Here is a 16,248-nt window from a genome sequence, read left to right as displayed (position 1 = left end):
GTCAAACTTTTTTTGGAAAATATTTAAATATTCCGGGTGGTTACGTTCTCAGGCCTCATTCGCTAGGGGGAACGTAGCCTTCCGCTTGTGCGTAGTCTTCACCAGAGAGGAACTTGTCCATCTCGGTTTGCAGGAATTTGCGATCTTCGCCATTCATCATGTTCAGGCGCCGTTCGTTGATCAGCAGGGTTTGGTGCTTTTGCCACTCATCCCAGGCCTGCTTGGAGACGTTTTGATAGATGTCTTCGCCTTTGGCGCCAGGGTAGGGCGCGCGATCCAGGCCGGGTAGTTGTTGTTTGTGCTTGCGGCACAGTACGGTGCGGGTCATGCCATTTCTCCTGTATTCAGTGCGTCGGCCGCGCGTTTGAGCAATTTCTTCACCGGGGCGGCGAGCCCCAGGCGCGGCGGGGTGGCGAGGTTATACCAGAGCCAGTCGGCCTCGGCCACGTAACCGGGAACGCCGTCGACTTCGATCAGCCAGGGTTCGATGGCCAACTGGAAGTGGCTGAAGGTGTGGGTCAGGCCGTCGAGCTGGCGGCGTTCACCCAGGCGCAACTGGTGCTGATCGGCGAGTGGTGCCAGGGCCTCGAGGTCTTCGAGCTCCGGGAGGCTCCACAAGCCGCCCCAGAGGCCGGTCGAAGGGCGCCGGTAGAGCAGGATGGCGCCATCGCGGCTGGCCAGGATCGGCATCAACGTGCGTTTCTGCGGCAACTCCTTGCGCGGCTTGGCAATCGGGTAGCGAATCTCCAGGCCGAGCATGTGCGCTTCGCAGCCGCTCTGCACCGGGCAGAGCAGGCAGGTGGGCTTGCTGCGTGTGCACAGCGTGGCACCCAGATCCATCATCGCTTGGGTGTAATGATTGACGCGCTCCTCGGGCAGGAAGCGTTCGGCCACGGCCCACAGCTGCTTGGCTACCTTGGGCTCGCCCGGATAGCCTTCCTGGGCCACGTAGCGGGCCAGCACGCGTTTTACGTTGCCGTCGAGAATCGGCGCCCGCAGGCCCATGCTCAGGCTGGCGATGGCGCCGGCCGTAGAGCGGCCGATGCCGGGCAGCTCGACAAGCGTTTCGACATCGCGGGGGAATTCGCCGCCGTGCTCGCGCATGACGATCTGTGCGGTCTTCTGCAGGTTGCGGGCGCGGGTGTAGTAACCCAGGCCGGTGCACAGGTGCAGCACTTCGTCTTCGGGCGCTTCGGCCAGGTCGCGCACGGTGGGCAGTGCGCTCATGAAACGGTCGAAGTAGCCGAGTACGGTGCTGACCTGGGTCTGCTGCAGCATGATTTCCGAGACCCACACGCGGTAGGGCGTGATGCCCTGCTGCCAGGGCAAGTCCTTGCGTCCGTGCGTGTCGTACCAACGCAGTACCGCGTTGGAGAATTGCTCGGGTGTCATCGGTTGAACAGGCCCTTGAGTGCGTCTTTCAATTCAGGGCTGACCTTGTCGCCAAGCTTCTCTTCGAGTTTCTCGTTGATGCGATCACCGGCCAGTTTGGCGGCGACCTTACCCAGGCCTTCCTGATCCAGGCGGCAAGCCTTGGCGCCGAGTTCCAGCGGGCCTCGGCAGTGCAGTGGCCAGGCGACACCCACATAGCGGCGATTGACCTCGCAGGCCGGGTCGGGCATTTCGCGTTGGTCGCCTTCGATGGTGATGCCGGCGCGGTAATCCAGGCCCAGTACGCGCATGTCGAGGTCGCCTTCGCCTGTAACGCTGAGGCCGGGTATGCGCGCTTGCAAATCCGGGTTGCTTGCTACGCCATTGCGGATGTTGAGGCTGCCCTGCAAGCGCTCGAATGGCGTGTCTTTACTGCGCGGATCGCTGCTCAGCGTTTTGCGGTTGAGGGTGGCGATGCCGCGGCACAGTTGCTGTTCGAGGTTGGCGTCGACCAGTACGCCGTCTTTGAGCAGGAAGCTGGCGGTGCCGTTGAGCGCGTCGATCCAGGCTTTTTGGCTGTTGCCACTGGTGGTCAGGTCGCTTTTCAGATCGAGCAGCCCCTTGAGCGGCGAGGGGCGCTGTTCATCCTTGAGGAATGGCTCGACCGGAATGCCGTTCAGTTGCGTATGCAGGCTGAGCACCGGCACGGCCGGGCGCACGTCGGCATCGGCCTTGAGGGTGAAGTTGCCGTTGCCGAGATTGCCACGCAGTTCTTCCAGATTCAGTGCGCCACCTTGGCTGCGAGCCTTGAGGCTGAGCTTGTCGAACGACTGTTTTTGGAATGTCAGTTGGTCGAGATTCAGCGTGGCTTGCAGGTCGAGTTTGCGCAGCGTGGGGATCGGCAGCACTTCGCTGGAGCTCCAGGCCTGCTGGGTCGGCGAATTGGGCACCGGCGTACTGCCGGCCTGCCCGGCGTTGGCGACGGTTTCACGCACTTCGGCCTTGCGCGCGCTGTCGCTGTCCTTCTTGTCCTTGCTAGCCGGTGGCAGGTAGCGGTCGAGGTTCAGCTTGTCGCCCTTGAGCTGCACGCGCAGCGCCTGCTTGGCGAAATCGGCGATGGCTATTTTGCCGGTAAAGGTGCTTTCGTCGAGCTTGAGGGTCAGCTCATCCAGCGACAGGCTGCTTGGCGTGCCACCGAGCTGGGTCACCAGTTCGAACTGCGACAGGGTCTTCTCGTCGCTCATCGGTGGCAGTTTCTGGCCGAGGCTGGTGAGGAATTCGCGCAGGTTGACCGGTGCGATGGACAGGCCGCCGGAGAGTTTCGGCGCGCTTTCCAAGTCACGGACTTTTAGCTCGCCCAGTGCGCGCAGTTGGTTGGCCGAGAGTTTCAGGCCATTCCACTCGGCAACCTGCGCCGCCAGATCGACCAGTAGTTGGCCCTGGGCGGCGTAGGTCAGGGTCTGGCCGTTGAACGGCTCGCCGGAGGCTTCACCGGACAGGCGCGCGTCTTCGAGCTGGTAGCGCTTGAGCGCACGGTCAAAGCGCAGCTCGCCTTGTAGCTCGGTGCGCGCGCGCATCACTGGCTGGTTACTGCCGAAGAAGGCACTGAGTTTGATCGGCACGCCAGCGCCTTCGCGAATCGCGCCGGTGGTGAGCTGGATGCTTTCGGCGCTGAATTGCTGGCCCTTCTGGGCGTCGCGGTAATCCACGCGGGCGCCATTGACGATCAGGCTGTCGATGTCGAGCTTGATCGGCTGAGCGTTACTTCCCTGTGCGGGCTCGGATTCTGGTTGCTGCGGGTCATTGGCAGCGGTCTGCTGAGTCTGGGTTTCGCCCGGCTTGTCTGCTGGGCGGCCAACGTCTTCCCAGTTGCCGTGGCCATTTTCGTCGCGCTGCAGGTCGAGGTTGAGGCCGTCGACGCGGATATCGCTCATCTGTACTTCTTTGTGCAGCAGCGGTAGCACACGCACTGACAGACCGAGCAGGCGCAGGTTGGCGAATGGTTTGTCCGGCGTGCTGGCGCTGGCCAGGGTGGCGTCGGTCAGCTCCAGGCCCAGCCAGGGGAACAGGCTCCAGCCGATATCGCCGTTGAGGGTCAATTCGAGGTTGGCCTTGTCCCGCGCCAGTTGGCGGATTTCATCCTTGTAATCGTTGGGATCGAATAGATGAGTCAGGGCAAAGCCCAATGCCACGATGATCAGCAGCAGTCCGAGGAAGAACAGACCCAGGATTTTGCCGAGCGCTTTCATGGACGAGTCCTTTGCAGTGACGAGAAATTTGAAGCCGCGAGTATAACGCGCGACGGCCTGGCTAGGGCTAAAGCCTGTGGGCGATGCGTTCGGCGATGGCCAGGCTGGCAGTCAGACCAGGCGATTCGATACCAAACAGATTCACCAGCCCTGGTAGACCATGATCTGCCGGCATTTGCAGCATGAAATCTTCCGCCGTAGTGCCAGGCCCGCTCAGTTTTGGTCGTATTCCGGCGTAGCCGGGCACCAGGCGCGTGCTGTCTAGCATCGGAAAGTAGCGGCTGATAGCGCTGGCGAAGGCGTCGCGCAAGGTTTCGTCGACGCGGTAATCGATGCTGCTTATATAGCGCGTATCGGGGCCGAAGCGCAGTTGGCCTGCCAGATCCAGGGTAGCGTGCACGCCAAGACCGCTGGTGTTGGCCTCCGGCATTGGGTAGACCAAATGGCTGAACGGCGATTTGCCGTTGTAGTTGAAGTAGTTGCCCTGACACATGTGCAGCGGCGGAATTTGTTGTGGCGCCAAGCCTTGAGTGCACAACGCTAATTGCTGGGCGAACAGGCCGGCAGCATTGATCACGCGCTGGGCTTTCAGGCTGAACGGCTCGCCAGCGCTGGTGCCGCTGGCGATCCAGCCATCACCGTCATGGGTGAGGCTGTCGACGCGGGTCTGCAATACCAGTTCGGCACCTTGGCGTTCGGCGCAGGCGAGTAGCGATTGCAGATAGGCGTGGCTGTCGATGATGCCGGTATTGGGTGAGAGCAGGGCGGCAACGGCCCGCACTGCGGGCTCCAGGACGCTGAGGCGAGCACTGTCGATGTCCTGCAGCTCGTCCACGCCACTGGCCAGGGCATTGTTGGCCAGGGCATCGAGCTTGCCGCGCTCCTGATCGCTCACTGCCACCAGTAGTTTGCCCAGACGTCGGTAGGGCACCTGCCATTGCTTGCACCAGGCATACAGGCGCTCGCGGCCTTCCAGGCACAGTTCGGCTTTCAGTGAGCCCGGCGGGTAGTAGATACCGGCGTGGATGACTTCCGAATTGCGGCTGGAGGTGTGGCTACCTACCAGCGCTTCCTGTTCGATGATCAGCATGCTGCGTCCCGGCTCTGCCAGGCGCGCGGCGCAGGCGAGACCAAGCACGCCGGCGCCGATTATCAGAGTGTCGATGCTGTCCATGGCTACCGTCCGGTCGGATGAGGTGCTGAGCGTAGCGAGCTGCCGTGAAGTTGAAGCGTCACGGCAGCCTGGCGAAAACACGTTGTTGCAATGCCGGGTATTCGGCCATGCGATGCAGGCCCGAAAGGGTGGGTGTGCGCAGAAGGAGCGGTAGAAAGCCGCAGTTCGCATGGGCCGCTTGCTGTACCACGAACATGGCTTCTTCAGGCTCATTGAGCAACAGGTAAGTTGAGGCCAGCAATGCCTGCAGGCTGCTGTCCACTGTTGCATGGCGTTCGATCAACTGGCGCGCTTCGTCATCGGCACCACAGCTTGCCAGCACAAAGGACAGGGAGGCGGTGGTGAACGTCCAGGTTTGTTCGTCTGGCGTGATCTTGCGTACTTGCTCCACCAGACCCGCATGCGGTGACTGAATGGCATCGCGGCTCAGGCGCCAGATGGCGGCCTTGGGGTTTTCCGGATGATCGCGATGGGCTTTGTCCACCCATTGGCTGAACTGCGGCTGATCGTTGGCAATCAAGCTGGCATGGGCTAGCAACAGGGTGATCTGCAGGGAGTACGGTGCCAGCGCCTGAGCACGTTCGAGCACTTGCATGGCAGGTTCTATTTCACCGCAGGCGATCAGGTGCCAGCCGTGGTGAAAGTGGCCTTTTGCATTCTCGGGACTGTTCTCTACGGCTAGCAGGTGCAGGGGGCGTGCCTCGTCGAATCGCCAGGCACAGTCGAGCAGGTGCGCTTTCAGGGTATCGATACCTGTCAGATCGGGCGACTCGCGGCCGACTTCGTCAAGCAATTCGATAGCCCGATCCAGTTCCTCCGGCGACAGATCGCGGCCACCCGCGACCATGTCCGCCAGGCACTGAGCATGGGCGACCTTGGCTTCCTGCAGGCTTGGGGCGTTTAGCATCACTTCACGGATCAGCCCGTCGGCCTTGGCCAGCGAAGCCTCGCTGCCGAGCTGCATGCGCTGGCGGGCGTAATCGAGGGTTTCCAGCAGGGCGACGTTGGTGCCTGTCTGCTGCTTGGCGCTCGAAGGCTGCGCCTCAATGATCAGTTGATAGCCGCGGCCGTAGACGGAGCGTATGCCCAGCCCCGCTATCGGGGTCAGCAGGCGCCGCAGGTTAGCCACCGCTCTGGCCAACCCCTCGTCGGTCATGCCGCCACGCCAGAGATGCAGGTCGAAGTCCTGCTTGGAAACCTGTGCCGGCCAATTGCGCAGCAGCAGGCGCAGTACGCCGCATTCCTTGGGTGGCAGTTGCAATGGCGTGCCATGTAGGCAGACATCGCCATTCATGGCGACCGTCAGTCCGGTTTTCTCAGGCGTGCGTGTTGGGGCAATAGACATCGATACGGCTCAAGTTGTCAGGCGGCTGGGGGGCGCTCCGCAGTGGTGGGTAATATTTAGCGCACTATTGATTGGCGAGCAGAGAACTTGGTTCCAAATTGCCATCGTCATGTTTTGATCAAGGTTGTTGTGTGATGGCCATTTAGCATCCTCCTTTTGGGCTGTCTTTCTGTTCGCTACGTCATTGGGTTTAGCGCGGGTCATCGGCCTTCACCACCTTCTCAGAAAAATCTCCATGCCTGCTGCACTGCGAATTGCCTGTAAAGGGCTGACATCTCACGAGCAGGGATTGCTTACTCAACAACTCAAAATGCTCAAGGGGCGTACGGCGCAGCCTTGGGTCTACGTGGGCGAAAGCGATCAAGCGGAGTTGCTGATCGTGCGCAGCCGTGATGAGCATGACGAGCGTGCACAGGTGCATCAGCGCGTTGGCGCCCAGCTGGAACCCGCGCGCTCCATCGAGTGGCCGTTGCGGCTCTTCGGCCTTCTTGAATTGCTGGTCGAATACGAAAAACAGCCGCAGTTGGGCGAGGCAGCTGTCGTCGAGCTCTGCGAGCAATTGGCAGGTTTGTCCGCCGAGAGTCTCTACCGCATTAGCGACACTCTGATCATCGTGCCCAGGGATGACTTGGTGTTGACTCGGCACGCTGACTTCGATGCGGCCCTGCAGTGCCTGGCTGCGGCTGGCGCCGACCTAAAGCCAGAGGTGCTTGTTCCGCTTGGCGAGCTCTCGCAATTTCCACAGCGATTTTCCTTCAAGAGCCTGCTCTGGTCATTGGCGCTGGTGCGTGGTGAGCGGGTTGGCGGCGATTTGCGCGCTACCGATGCGACCTTCCGACTGGGTGCCTGGCCACTGTTGAGCGAATGGCAGAGTTCGCCGCCCTTGTTGCGCCTGGCGGCTCTGTATACCAGGCAGTTCGCGAGCATCGAGCGCGGCGTGGCGTTCTCGGGCGCAAGCAGAGAGCAGGTGCAGGCTTTTCTGTTCGCCTGCAAATGTTGCGGCATTGGCCTCGAAGCCCAGGTTGAGCGGCAGGCTGTTCCCGTAGCCGCTCCCGCTGAAAAAACATTATTGCAACGCCTGCGCCTGCGTCTCGGGTTGGGCTACGGGAAATCGAGGCAGGCATGAAGATCCTTTTTATCGGCCCCATGGGCTCGGGTAAGACGACTGCTATCAACGCTGTCAGCGATATCGTCACGGTTTCCACCGAGGCCGAGAACAATGACCTGGAGGTCAATGCCAAGGCGACCACTACCGTGGCCATGGACTACGGCGAAATTCACCTGAGCGATGGCGAAACCGTCGCCCTGTACGGCATTCCCGGGCAGGCGCGCTTCGATTTCATGTGGACGATCCTGGCCGAAGGTGCGATGGGCGCGGTGTTGCTGCTCGATCACGGTGACGAGAATGCCTGCGGCCAACTGGCCATCTACCTGGATGCCTTCACCGAGCTGGCCGAGCGCGGCGCGCTGGTCATCGGTATCGGCCACACGCGTCTGTCCGCGGCCGAAGTGCTAGGCCCTTACCAGCAGTTATTGCTCCAGCGCGGCCTGGCACTGCCGCTGTTTCTCACCGACGTACGTGAGCGCAGCAATGTGCTGCTGCTCATCGAGTCACTGATCGCCAATGCCGAAGTCAATCAACTGATGGAGAACCTCTGACCATGTCTCAGGATACGCCCACGCTGCGCAGCCTCTGCCTGCAGCATCTTCAGGAACTGAAGGAAGGCACGGAGCACCTGGTGATGGCGGCGGTGTCTTCTGCCGATGGTTTCCCCATCGCGCTACTCGGCGCCGAGCCGCAGTTGGGGCGCAAGGCGACTGCCATGGCGGCAGCGCTGGATGGCCTGAGCAAATCGATCGCCAAGGAGTTCGCTCTGGGCGGCCTGGAGGGCACGGTACTGGAGTGCGATTCGGGCCTAGTGCTCTGTCGGCAGGTGCACACGCCCAAGCGCAACCTGGTTCTGCTCATGGTCATGAGCAAGGACGTGACATACGGACACGCCCTCTGGGCAATCAAGAACGCGGCCAGAGCCATGGCCACTTCACTGCAGGCGTCCATCGAAGTTGGCGTCGCAGCTTCACTCACCAGCATCAAGGAATAACCTGTGGCCAGCATTACTGAAAATCTCAACCAGTTGCTCGAAATCGATGGCGCACTCGCTGCTGCCGTTGTGGACTACTCCAGCGGCATGCTGCTGGGCTCGGTCGGGCAGGGAATCGACCTGGATATCGCCGCCGGTGGCAACACCGAAGTGGTACGCGCCAAGCTGAAGACCATGAAGATGTTGGGCCTCAATGAAAACATCGAGGACATCCTGATCACCCTGGGTACCCAGTACCACCTGATCCGCCCGCTGGCCAGCACTCAGGAGCTGTTCATGTACTACGTATTGGATCGTTCCAAGGCGAATCTGGCACTGGCGCGTCGCAAGCTTCAGGCCGTCGAAGGTCAGATCGCCATCTGATTTCCGATCAGTCGACAGCTCTAGGGAGCTGTCGACTGTCGGGAAGCCTGAGAAAGGCGTCTCAGACGTGGAAAAGTGCTGTTTTGGTGGCTGCACAAGCGCTATGGCTATGTGACACAATGCCGCGGGAACTCTAGCAATCTGCTAGCTGCGAATGACTCGCTGAAATATATTTGCTGTGTAGTGAGGCCTCTATTCCGGGCCTCACAAGTAATCGTCTGTTTGCCAACCTAAATCAGAGAAGAAAAAAATGACTGATGCCATCGTGCAAAACGGTGCTTCAGCGACCCCTGCGTTCCTTTCCAAGGCGCGCATCATCGCTAAGCCCGGTTTCAACCGCTGGCTGGTTCCGCCAGCTGCCCTCGCCATCCACCTGTGCATCGGCATGGCCTACGGTTTTTCCGTATTCTGGCTGCCGCTGTCGAAAGCCATCGGTATCGATACTGCCGTCGCCTGTGCGCCGGATATCGGTTTCTTCGAGCAGATCTTCGCCAGCAACTGCGATTGGCAGATCTCCATGCTCGGTTGGATCTACACCCTGTTCTTCGTTTTCCTGGGTTGTGCGGCTGCCGTGTGGGGCGGCTGGCTGGAACACGCTGGCCCGCGTAAGGCTGGCCTGGTTTCGGCAGTATGCTGGTGTGGCGGTCTGCTGATCTCCGCGTTCGGCATCTATACGCACCAGATCTGGTTGATGTGGGTGGGTTCCGGCGTGATCGGTGGTATCGGTCTGGGCCTGGGCTACATCTCCCCGGTATCGACCCTGATCAAGTGGTTCCCGGACAAGCGCGGCATGGCGACCGGTATGGCCATCATGGGCTTCGGTGGCGGTGCGATGGTCGGTGCACCTCTGGCTGCAGCGCTGATGGGCCACTTCTCCAGCGAAACTGACGTCGGTGTATGGCAGAGCTTCGTGGTGATGGCGGTGATCTACTTCGTCTTCATGGTTGGTGGTGCTCTGTCCTACCGCGTTCCGCCGACTGGCTGGAAGCCGGCTGGCTGGGTTGCTCCGGCAGCCAAGGCCAACAACGCCATGATCACCAAGGGCCACGTACACGTGAACACCGCGTGGAAAACCCCGCAATTCTGGCTGGTCTGGGCTGTTCTGTGCCTGAACGTATCCGCTGGTATCGGCATCATCGGCATGGCTTCGCCCATGCTGCAGGAAGTCTTCGGCGGCAAGCTGATCGGCGTGAACGTGCCTTTCAGTGAGCTGAGCAAAGAGCAGCTGATGCAGATCGCGGCAATCGCTGCCGGCTTCACTGGCCTGCTGAGCCTGTTCAACATCGGTGGCCGTTTCTTCTGGGCATCGTTCTCCGACCTGATTGGCCGTAAAGCGACCTACTTCGTGTTCTTCGCGCTGGGTTTCACCCTGTACGCGCTGGTTCCGTGGACCGGTCACCTGGGCAGCATCGCGCTGTTCGTGTTCGCCTTCTGCCTGATCCTGTCCATGTACGGCGGTGGTTTTGCAACCGTTCCGGCCTACCTGGCGGATCTGTTCGGTACTCAGATGGTTGGCGCCATCCACGGTCGTCTGCTGACCGCTTGGGCCTTCGCTGGCGTGCTGGGTCCAGTACTGGTGAACTACCTGCGTGAGTATCAACTGAGCATCGGCGTCGAGCGCGCTGCTGCCTATGACATCACCCTGTACATTCTCGCCGGCCTGCTGGTTGTGGGCTTCGTCTGCAACCTGCTGGTTCGCCCGGTGGATGCCAAGTACTTCATGACCGAAGAAGAGCTGGCTGCTGAGCGTGCCCATGGCGAGAAGTCCGCGCCGAGTGCCGCAGAGCTGGAGTGGGCTGCCGATCCGTCGAGCAAGCCGCTGGTGATCGCTGCCTGGCTGGCCGTAGGTCTGCCGCTGGCGTGGGGTGTGTGGGTAACCCTGCAGAAGACCGTCGTTCTGTTCCAATAAGCACGATCTGCTGCGCGTCGGCCCTGCGGCGTTGAAAACAGGCTCGGAATGCTCATTTACAGCTCGTAAATTCCGCTTCCTCGCCTGTTTTCGTGGGGCCGCCTAGGCCTTGCAGGGCTCTAGCTCGCGAGATCGTGAGCTGTTTACAGAAATCCCGCTGGCGCCCCGTGCGCCAGCGGGATTTTTTATGTCTGGTGCTTTTTGGCCGCCGGGCCTCGAGCGTTTTTCGTCCATTTTTGCCGTGTGGCTTTATAGGTTCGCTGCTTATCAGCCTATAATGGCGGCCCTTTCGCCCAACGATTTTGTGGAGCAGGTGATGGCCGAACGTACGGCATCCGTCGAGCGCAATACCCTGGAGACCCAGATCAAGGTCTCGATCAATCTGGATGGTACCGGTAAGTCCAAGTTCGATACCGGTGTGCCGTTTTTCGAGCACATGCTTGACCAGATCGCCCGCCATGGCTTGATCGACCTCGACATCTTCTGCAAGGGTGACCTTGAGATCGACGATCACCACACCGTCGAAGACGTCGGTATCACCCTCGGCCAGGCCTTCGCCAAAGCCGTCGGCGACAAGAAGGGCATGACCCGTTACGGGCATTCCTACGTGCCGCTGGATGAAGCGCTGTCGCGCGTGGTCATCGATTTTTCCGGTCGCCCGGGCCTGCAGATGCACGTGCCGTTCACCCGTGCCGTGGTCGGTGGCTTCGATGTCGACCTGTTCCAGGAATTCTTCCAGGGCTTCGTCAACCATGCCCAGGTCAGCCTGCACATCGACAACCTGCGTGGCGTGAATACCCACCACCAGATCGAAACCGTGTTCAAGGCCTTCGGGCGCGCGCTGCGCATGGCCGTGGAACTTGACCCGCGCATGGCCGGGCAAATGCCATCGACCAAGGGCGTGCTCTGATGCAGACGGTTGCAGTCATCGACTATGGCATGGGCAACCTGCACTCGGTGGCCAAGGCCCTGGAGCACGTCGGTGCTGGCCGGGTATTGGTGACCAGCGACGCGCAAGTGATTCGTGAAGCTGACCGCGTGGTGTTCCCCGGTGTTGGTGCGATCCGCGACTGCATGGCCGAGATCCGCCGCCTGGGCTTCGATGAGCTGGTGCGTGAAGTCAGCCAGGATCGCCCGTTCCTGGGCATCTGCGTAGGCATGCAGGCGTTGCTCGAGCGCAGCGAAGAGAACGATGGCGTCGACTGCATCGGCCTGTTCCCCGGTCAGGTGCGTTTCTTCGGCAAGAACATGGTTGAAGACGGCGAGCCGCTCAAGGTTCCGCATATGGGCTGGAACGAAGTGAGCCAGGCGGTCAATCACCCGCTGTGGCACAGCATTCCGGATCTGGCGCGCTTCTACTTCGTGCACAGCTATTACATCGAAGCCGGCAAGGCGCAGCAGGTCGTTGGCCGTGGGCATTACGGCAAGGATTTCGCTGCTGCCCTGGCCGATGGTTCGCGCTTCGCCGTGCAGTTCCACCCCGAGAAGAGCCACACCCACGGCCTGCAACTGCTGCAGAACTTCGCCGCCTGGGATGGTCGCTGGTAATGGCCAGGCTCAAGAGCCCGATCCTCACGCTCACGCCCGAGCAGGAAAGCGATGCGGTGCACAAGTTGCAGCGCTTCCTGGCTGACCGCTACGAGCTGGAGCTGGGTTCCTTCGAGGTGCTGGAGCTGCTCGAACTGTTTGGCCGCGAAGTGGCGCCGCATTACTACAACCGGGCGGTCAACGACGCGCACGGCCTGCTGCGCGAGCGCTTCGAAAGTCTCGAAGTCGACCTGTGGGCGCTCGAGAAAGATTGATTCCAGCCAACGCTGATTGAACTGAACAAGGTGTGCAGATGCTGATTATCCCCGCTATCGACCTCAAGGACGGCGCCTGTGTGCGTCTGCGTCAGGGCCGTATGGAAGACTCCACGGTGTTCTCCGATGATCCGGTGAGCATGGCTGCCAAGTGGGTCGAGGGCGGTTGCCGCCGTCTGCATCTGGTCGACCTCAACGGCGCGTTCGAAGGCAAGCCGGTCAACGGCGACGTGGTCACTGCCATCGCCAAGCGCTACCCCAACCTGCCGATCCAGATCGGCGGTGGTATCCGCTCGCTGGAAACCATCGAGCATTACGTCAAGGCCGGCGTCAGCTACGTGATCATCGGCACCAAGGCGGTAAAAGATCCGCAGTTCGTGACCGATGCGTGCAAGGCCTTCCCGGGCAAGGTCATCGTTGGCCTGGACGCCAAGGACGGTTTCGTCGCCACCGACGGCTGGGCTGAAGTCAGCACCGTACAGGCTACCGATCTGGCTCGTCGCTTCGAGGCCGATGGCGTCTCGGCGATCGTCTACACCGACATCGCCAAGGACGGCATGATGCAAGGCTGCAACGTCGAGGCCACCGCGGCCCTGGCTGCCGCCAGCCGTATTCCGGTGATCGCCTCGGGCGGCATCCACAACCTGGGTGATATCGAGAAGCTGCTGCTGGCCCGTTCGCCAGGCATCATCGGCGCCATCACCGGCCGCGCTATCTACGAAGGCACCCTGGATGTCGCCGAGGCTCAGGCCTTCTGCGACTCCTTCAAGGCTTGACGTTACCTCAGGCGACAGCCTGGCTCGGTACAAGGAACTTGCAATGATCGAATGCCATTCAATCGATGAAGTGCGTACGCAGATCGATGCCCTTGATCGGCAGATCGTCCAGTTGCTGGCTGAGCGCGGTGGCTATGTTCGTCAGGCCGCTCAGTTCAAAGCTGACAGCGATGCCGTGCGTGCGCCGCAGCGGGTCGAAGAGGTGGTGGCCAAGGTCAGAGAGCTGGCGCGTGACTCGGGGGCCTCTCCCGAGGTTATCGAGCACGTCTACCGGGCCATGATCGCTGCTTTCATCGAGACCGAATTGACCGAGCACGCCGGCTTGAATCCATCCGCCTGACGTCGTATTCCGGAGAAACACCATGGCATTGGCCAAACGCATCATCCCCTGCCTCGACGTGGACAACGGCCGTGTGGTCAAGGGCGTCAAGTTCGAGAATATTCGCGATGCCGGCGACCCGGTGGAGATCGCCCGTCGTTATGACGAGCAGGGTGCCGACGAGATTACCTTTCTCGATATCACCGCCAGCGTCGATGGCCGTGACACCACGCTGCACACCGTCGAGCGCATGGCCAGCCAGGTGTTCATCCCGCTGACCGTGGGCGGCGGCGTGCGTACCGTGATGGACATTCGTAACCTGCTCAATGCCGGTGCCGACAAGGTCTCGATCAACACCGCCGCGGTATTCACGCCCGAGTTCGTTGGCGAGGCTGCCTCGCGCTTTGGCTCGCAGTGCATCGTTGTCGCCATCGATGCCAAGAAGGTCTCCGGCCCGGGCGAAACGCCACGCTGGGAAATCTTCACCCACGGTGGTCGCAAGCCCACTGGCCTCGATGCGGTGGCCTGGGCACAGAAGATGGAAGGCCTGGGCGCTGGCGAGATCCTCCTGACCAGCATGGATCAGGACGGCGTGAAGAGTGGTTACGACCTGGGCGTGACCCGTGCCATCAGCGAAGCCGTGGGCATTCCGGTGATCGCTTCCGGCGGCGTCGGTAACCTGCAGCACCTGGCCGATGGCATCATCGAAGGCAAGGCTGCTGCGGTATTGGCAGCGAGCATCTTCCACTTCGGTGAATACACCGTGCCCGAAGCCAAGGCCTACATGGCCAGCCGCGGTATCGTGATGCGTTGAGCGCCTCATGCGCCAGCTGGATGTGTCATGCGTCCAGTTTGGTGCATTTGCGCTTTTGGATGCCCGCTAATGGCGCTAAGCTAGCACCCGTGTGACAGGGATTGGTCGAGCCAGGGCGTCTAGCCCGGTATTTCCGATTGAATCGTCTGGTCGCTCCGGGCGTGACCTTTCTGGCCGCCCGTCAACGCTTTGAATTGACAGGTAGTCGAGTACATGTGGAAACGTCTGTGGTTGGCAGCGGCGGGTGCCCTGCTTTTGATGACATCGGCAGCACGCGCCGAAATCGACCCGAACTACAACGTGGTGTTGCTGACGGAAAACTTCCCGCCGTACAACATGGCGATCAATGGCAAGAACTTTGCGCAGGAAGACAATATCGACGGTATCGCCGCCGATGTGGTGCGCGAGATGTTCAAACGTGCTGGCGTGTCCTACACCCTCACCCTGCGGTTTCCCTGGGATCGCATCTATAAACTTGCACTGGAAAAACCCGGCTACGGCGTGTTCGTGACCGCGCGCTTGCCTGAGCGCGAGGACTTGTTCAAATGGGTTGGCCCCATCGGCCCGGACGACTGGATAATGTTGGCGCGCAGCGACAGCACGCTGGTGGTCAACAACCTGCAGCAGGCCAAGCAATACCGTATTGGCGCCTACAAGGGTGATGCCATCGCCGAGCACCTCGAGAAAGAGGGGCTGCAGCCGGTCACTTCGTTGCGCGATCAGGAAAATGCCAAAAAGCTCGAGAATGGTCAGATCGACCTGTGGGCTACCGGTGATCCTGCTGGTCGTTATCTGGCGCGCCAGGAAGGTATCAGCGGCCTGAAAACCGTGCTGCGTTTCAACAGTGCGCAACTCTATCTGGCCCTTAACAAGGAAGTGCCGCACGAGGTGGTACAGAAGCTGCAGTCGGAATTGGACAAGATGCGCGCTGAGGGTTACGTCGACAAAATCCTCAACAGTTATCTTTAGGCATGAAGGTCATTTAGCTGCACATCGCGAGCGCTACAGAGGGGGCGCTCGCGTGGTCAAGATCTGGCGTTCATGCTGCATGCAGCGTGCCTTTGGCACGCGGTAGTCATTGCCATGGAAGGTGGTGGTGCGGGGATTCGGCAGGAAGCCGCCAATCATAATCATAACCACGCGGCGGGGACGACTGATGTTGAACACTTTGAAAGCGCTTGTGCTATTGCTCACGTTCGCGGCATTTGCCGCCAGGGCCGAGCTGCCACCTGACTACAAGATGGTGTTGCTGACCGAGAATTTCCCGCCGTTCAACATGGCGGTCGACGACAAGAACTTTGCCCGTGACGATGGCATTGACGGCATCAGCGCCGAAATCGTTCGTGCGATGTTCAAACGTGCCGGCATTGAGTACACCCTGACCTTGCGCTTCCCCTGGGATCGCCTCTACAAGCTGACCCTCGACAAACCCAACTACGGCTTGTTCTCCACAACCTTCACGCCTGAGCGCCAGCCGCTGTTCAAGTGGGTCGGCCCGCTGGCCAAGACCGGCTGGGTATTGCTTGCCGCGCCTGGCAATAACCTGACCGTCAACAGCTTGAAGGAGGCCAGTCAGTACACCATTGGCGCCTACAAGAACGATGCCGTGAGTCAACACCTGGAAAGCCAGGGCCTGGCTCCGGTCAACGCCTTGCGTGACCAGGAGAACGTGAAAAAGCTCACCAGTGGCAAGATCGATCTGTGGGCCACCACCGACCCGGTCGGCCGCTATCTGGCCAAGCAGGAAGGCGTCAGCGGCCTGAATACCGTGCTGCGTTTCAACGAAGCCGAGCTATACCTGGCGCTGAACAAGGACACCCCGGACGAAGTCGTGCAGCGTTTGCAGAAAGCGCTCGACGAACTGCGCAACGAAGGCTTTATCGACGAGATGACCAACAGCTACTTGTAAGGCTGTGGTCTAGAAAGCCCGGTACAGCAGTGCGCTGTGCCGGGCTTTTTTGCAGCACACGATGTATGTAGGCAGTCGTTCAGTGGCAGGCGCTGTGTACGTCGATCGTCTGAGC

General features: G+C 60.7%; 18 protein-coding genes. 13 read left to right on the top strand and 5 right to left on the bottom strand.

Annotated features, from left to right (window positions below; all coding sequences use genetic code 11):
- Nucleotides 1-55: 55 nt before the first annotated feature.
- From K5Q02_RS01500 to K5Q02_RS01480, 5 genes are all read right to left on the bottom strand, one after another.
- Nucleotides 56-328, bottom strand: coding sequence for an oxidative damage protection protein (locus tag K5Q02_RS01500; protein ID WP_225835687.1), 273 nt, complete (start codon nucleotides 326-328; stop codon nucleotides 56-58).
- Nucleotides 325-1,392: an A/G-specific adenine glycosylase gene (gene mutY / locus K5Q02_RS01495; protein WP_225835686.1), complete on the bottom strand. Its 1,068-nt coding sequence runs from the start codon at nucleotides 1,390-1,392 to the stop codon at nucleotides 325-327. The genes K5Q02_RS01500 and mutY overlap by 4 nt, the downstream gene beginning before the upstream one ends.
- Nucleotides 1,389-3,620, bottom strand: a complete 2,232-nt coding sequence (locus tag K5Q02_RS01490) for an AsmA family protein (protein WP_225835684.1) — start codon at nucleotides 3,618-3,620, stop codon at nucleotides 1,389-1,391. Before K5Q02_RS01490 ends, mutY begins: the two co-directional genes overlap by 4 nt.
- A gap of 67 nt (nucleotides 3,621-3,687) precedes the next feature.
- A complete protein-coding gene (locus tag K5Q02_RS01485) occupies nucleotides 3,688-4,794 on the bottom strand; it encodes an NAD(P)/FAD-dependent oxidoreductase (protein ID WP_225835681.1) in 1,107 nt (368 codons plus the stop codon).
- 58 nt (nucleotides 4,795-4,852) lie between these two features.
- Nucleotides 4,853-6,139 carry a winged helix-turn-helix domain-containing protein gene (locus K5Q02_RS01480; RefSeq protein WP_225835679.1) on the bottom strand — a complete coding sequence of 429 codons (1,287 nt, stop codon included), beginning with the start codon at nucleotides 6,137-6,139 and terminating at the stop codon, nucleotides 4,853-4,855.
- 289 nt (nucleotides 6,140-6,428) lie between these two features.
- Here K5Q02_RS01480 and K5Q02_RS01475 point away from each other — a divergent pair, with 289 nt between their 5' ends.
- The 13 genes from K5Q02_RS01475 (at nucleotide 6,429) to K5Q02_RS01415 (ending at nucleotide 16,133) form a co-directional block, all read left to right on the top strand.
- Entirely contained in the window at nucleotides 6,429-7,265 is an 837-nt protein-coding gene (locus K5Q02_RS01475; RefSeq protein ID WP_225835677.1) for a hypothetical protein, read from the top strand.
- Nucleotides 7,262-7,798 carry a GTP-binding protein gene (locus K5Q02_RS01470; RefSeq protein WP_225835674.1) on the top strand — a complete coding sequence of 179 codons (537 nt, stop codon included), beginning with the start codon at nucleotides 7,262-7,264 and terminating at the stop codon, nucleotides 7,796-7,798. The genes K5Q02_RS01475 and K5Q02_RS01470 overlap by 4 nt, the downstream gene beginning before the upstream one ends.
- Nucleotides 7,799-7,800: 2 nt before the next feature.
- Nucleotides 7,801-8,241 (top strand): roadblock/LC7 domain-containing protein, encoded by a 441-nt coding sequence (locus K5Q02_RS01465; RefSeq protein WP_225835672.1) that lies wholly within the window; start codon nucleotides 7,801-7,803, stop codon nucleotides 8,239-8,241.
- A gap of 3 nt (nucleotides 8,242-8,244) precedes the next feature.
- Nucleotides 8,245-8,604, top strand: a complete 360-nt coding sequence (locus K5Q02_RS01460) for a hypothetical protein (RefSeq protein ID WP_225835670.1) — start codon at nucleotides 8,245-8,247, stop codon at nucleotides 8,602-8,604.
- 250 nt (nucleotides 8,605-8,854) lie between these two features.
- Nucleotides 8,855-10,513 carry an OFA family MFS transporter gene (locus K5Q02_RS01455; protein ID WP_225835668.1) on the top strand — a complete coding sequence of 553 codons (1,659 nt, stop codon included), beginning with the start codon at nucleotides 8,855-8,857 and terminating at the stop codon, nucleotides 10,511-10,513.
- 316 nt (nucleotides 10,514-10,829) lie between these two features.
- A complete protein-coding gene (gene hisB / locus K5Q02_RS01450; RefSeq protein ID WP_042555462.1) occupies nucleotides 10,830-11,423 on the top strand; it encodes an imidazoleglycerol-phosphate dehydratase HisB in 594 nt (197 codons plus the stop codon).
- Entirely contained in the window at nucleotides 11,423-12,061 is a 639-nt protein-coding gene (gene hisH / locus K5Q02_RS01445) for an imidazole glycerol phosphate synthase subunit HisH (protein ID WP_225835665.1), read from the top strand. Before hisB ends, hisH begins: the two co-directional genes overlap by 1 nt.
- Nucleotides 12,061-12,315: a DUF2164 domain-containing protein gene (locus tag K5Q02_RS01440; RefSeq protein WP_042555460.1), complete on the top strand. Its 255-nt coding sequence runs from the start codon at nucleotides 12,061-12,063 to the stop codon at nucleotides 12,313-12,315. Before hisH ends, K5Q02_RS01440 begins: the two co-directional genes overlap by 1 nt.
- Before the next feature lie 38 nt (nucleotides 12,316-12,353).
- The gene (gene hisA, locus K5Q02_RS01435) at nucleotides 12,354-13,091 is read left to right on the top strand and encodes a 1-(5-phosphoribosyl)-5-[(5-phosphoribosylamino)methylideneamino]imidazole-4-carboxamide isomerase (RefSeq protein ID WP_225835664.1); all 738 of its coding nucleotides are present in this window, start codon (nucleotides 12,354-12,356) and stop codon (nucleotides 13,089-13,091) included.
- Nucleotides 13,092-13,134: 43 nt separating this feature from the next.
- Nucleotides 13,135-13,431 carry a chorismate mutase gene (locus tag K5Q02_RS01430; RefSeq protein WP_225835663.1) on the top strand — a complete coding sequence of 99 codons (297 nt, stop codon included), beginning with the start codon at nucleotides 13,135-13,137 and terminating at the stop codon, nucleotides 13,429-13,431.
- 22 nt (nucleotides 13,432-13,453) lie between these two features.
- Nucleotides 13,454-14,224: an imidazole glycerol phosphate synthase subunit HisF gene (gene hisF, locus K5Q02_RS01425; RefSeq protein ID WP_131179645.1), complete on the top strand. Its 771-nt coding sequence runs from the start codon at nucleotides 13,454-13,456 to the stop codon at nucleotides 14,222-14,224.
- 213 nt (nucleotides 14,225-14,437) lie between these two features.
- On the top strand, nucleotides 14,438-15,193 hold the full coding sequence (locus K5Q02_RS01420; RefSeq protein WP_225835661.1) for a substrate-binding periplasmic protein: 756 nt from the start codon (nucleotides 14,438-14,440) through the stop codon (nucleotides 15,191-15,193).
- 187 nt (nucleotides 15,194-15,380) lie between these two features.
- Entirely contained in the window at nucleotides 15,381-16,133 is a 753-nt protein-coding gene (locus tag K5Q02_RS01415; RefSeq protein ID WP_225835660.1) for a substrate-binding periplasmic protein, read from the top strand.
- The last annotated feature ends 115 nt before the right edge of the window (nucleotides 16,134-16,248 follow it).

Origin of the sequence: Pseudomonas sp. MM211 (assembly GCF_020386635.1) — a bacterium.
Classification (GTDB): domain Bacteria; phylum Pseudomonadota; class Gammaproteobacteria; order Pseudomonadales; family Pseudomonadaceae; genus Aquipseudomonas.
The sequence above is the reverse complement of the archived record's forward strand: the minus strand, read 5'-3'. Positions and strand labels throughout refer to the sequence as shown.